Consider the following 322-nt stretch of genomic DNA (forward strand, 5'->3'; position numbering starts at 1 on the left):
GAAGGCTAAGGATGAACAAGATATTCGAGAGCACATTTTGGGGATTCATTTCATGCATCCTGAATTTGGCCGGCCTCGTATGACAGATGAATTAAATGAAAATGGGTATTTAATCAACCACAAGAAGGTCTACAGACTGATGACGGAAATGGGCATACAATCAGTCATCCGAAAGAAGAGAAAATGGCACGGTCGCAGTCCTTCTATTATCTTCCCTAATCGCCTTAAAAGGAATTTCAGGGCTGCAGGACCTAATCAAAAGATGGTAACGGATATAACATATGTGTCTGTTGGAGAAGAATTTTATTATTTATCGGTCATA

The 322-nt window shown here is 39.8% G+C and carries 1 protein-coding gene; it reads left to right on the forward strand.

What is annotated here, in order from left to right:
* Positions 1–22: 22 nt before the first annotated feature.
* Positions 23–322 (forward strand): IS3 family transposase (locus tag CHI10_RS22010; protein WP_286137565.1); only part of this gene is annotated, 300 nt, incomplete at its 3' end.

Origin of the sequence: Bacillus sp. 7894-2 (assembly GCF_002272225.1) — a bacterium.
Classification (GTDB): Bacteria; Bacillota; Bacilli; order Bacillales; family Cytobacillaceae; genus Cytobacillus.